Raw genomic sequence first — 1,716 nt, 5'->3', positions numbered from 1 at the left:
CTCCGGGCCGACCGATAGGCTGGCCCCGTGAAGGTCCTCGTCATCGGCGGCGGCGGGTGCGGGCGCCGTGGCGCCCGGCGTCGGCCGGACCCTTGCGGCGCCCCGGCCCGCCCATGGGTGTCCCGTTGCCGTGCGCGGTGTCGCCGCCGGGCGGCGGCGTGGTCGCGCGGTGTGCGTCCGCGGTGGCCGTGTGGGGGATGCCTGCTGTGCCGCGTCCCGGGCCCGGCACGGCCTGCCGTGCCGCCCACCGGTGCTCGCCGCTAGGCGGCCAGCGCCGCCGCCGTGCGCAGCGGGCCCGCCGCCTCCTCATCGCGGCCCTGGCGCTGGAGGGTACGGCCCAGCATCAGGTGGGCGTAGTGCTCGACCGGGTCGCGGTCGAGCACCGCGCGCAGCTCCGCCTCGGCGCGGCGCAGCTGCGCGGAGTGGTAGTACGCGCGGGCCAGCAGCAGCCGCGGCGCGACCTGCTCGGGGTACTCCTCGACCACCGCGGTCAGCAGCTTCGCCGCCCCGGCGTAGTCCCTGGCCTCGAAGAGCACGCCCGCCCGCTCCCAGCGGGACGCCGCGTCCGCCGCCTCCGGCGCCGCGAAGAGCTGCAGCGCGTCGCTCCAGCGGCTGGCGGCGGGCTCGCCGTCCGGGCGGAATGCGTGGAACCCCCGGAACTCCTCGGTCATGTCACTCCTCCCTGGGCTCCGGCCGCAGCGCGGCCAGTTGCTGCTCGAACGGGACGACCTGCTCCGGCCCGCCGCCTGACGGGCGCGGCTGCCGGCCGTGCATCAGCTCGGCCAGTTCGCCCGCGGCCCGGGCGATGCGTGTGGGCAGGGTGTCGGTCAGCGGGTCGCCGCTGCCGCCCCAGTCCTCGGCCGCGGCGTACACCGCGGTCGGCACGACGACGGACCGCAGGTAGGCGAAGAGCGGCCGCATCGCGTGCTCCAGCACCAGCGAGTGCCGCGCGGTCCCGCCGGTCGCCGCGACCAGCACCGGCTTCCCGGTCAGCGCCGCGTCGTCCGCCGCCCCGATCACGTCGAAGAACGACTTGAACAGTCCGCTGTACGAACCGGAGAAGACCGGCGTCACGGCGATCACGCCGTCCGCGCCCGTGACCGCGTCGATCGACTTGGCGAGGGCCGCCGACGGGAAGCCGGTGACCAGGTTGTTGGCGATGTCGGCCGCCAGGTCACGCAGCTCGACGACCTCCACCTCGACCTGCCGGCCGTCGTCGGCCGGCTGCCGCCGGACCGCCTCGGCCAGGCGGTCGGCGAGCAGCCGGGTCGACGAGGGCACGCTCAGCCCGGCCGAGACCACGGTCAGCTTCAGCGCGGTCACTTGGCCACCTCTTCCTTCTCCTTGTCCGCCGCCGTGTCGTTCGCCGCCGCCACGCGGGCCGCGTGCGTCGGGGCCTCCGGCACGCCGGCCGGGCGGCCCTTCGCGAACTCCTCGCGCAGCACCGGCACGACCTCCTCGCCGAGCATGTCCAGCTGCTCCAGCACGGTCTTCAGCGGCAGCCCCGCGTGGTCGACCAGGAACAGCTGCCGCTGGTAGTCGCCGAAGGACTCGCGGAACGTCAGCGTCTTCTCGATGACCTCCTGCGGGCTGCCCACGGTCAGCGGCGTCTGCTCGGTGAACTCCTCCATGGTGGGCCCGTGCCCGTAGACCGGCGCGTTGTCGAAGTAGGGGCGGAACTCACGTACGGCGTCCTGGGAGTTTTTGCGCATGAAG

General features: G+C 75.0%; 2 protein-coding genes and 1 pseudogene. All 3 read right to left on the bottom strand.

What is annotated here, in order from left to right; translation table 11 throughout:
• Positions 1–260: 260 nt before the first annotated feature.
• Entirely contained in the window at positions 261–671 is a 411-nt protein-coding gene (locus ABD317_RS36620; RefSeq protein ID WP_027756800.1) for a tetratricopeptide repeat protein, read from the bottom strand.
• Between the two features lies 1 nt (position 672).
• On the bottom strand, positions 673–1,323 hold the full coding sequence (locus ABD317_RS36615) for an FMN reductase (RefSeq protein ID WP_344296325.1): 651 nt from the start codon (positions 1,321–1,323) through the stop codon (positions 673–675).
• Positions 1,320–1,716: pseudogene (locus ABD317_RS36610) on the bottom strand (5,10-methylene tetrahydromethanopterin reductase); the annotation flags it as partial. The gene ABD317_RS36615 and the pseudogene ABD317_RS36610, both read right to left, overlap by 4 nt.

The sequence above is a fragment of the Streptomyces synnematoformans genome (genome assembly GCF_039531005.1).
Classification (GTDB): domain Bacteria; phylum Actinomycetota; class Actinomycetes; order Streptomycetales; family Streptomycetaceae; genus Streptomyces; species Streptomyces synnematoformans.
This window is presented reverse-complemented; position numbering and strand designations above follow the sequence as displayed.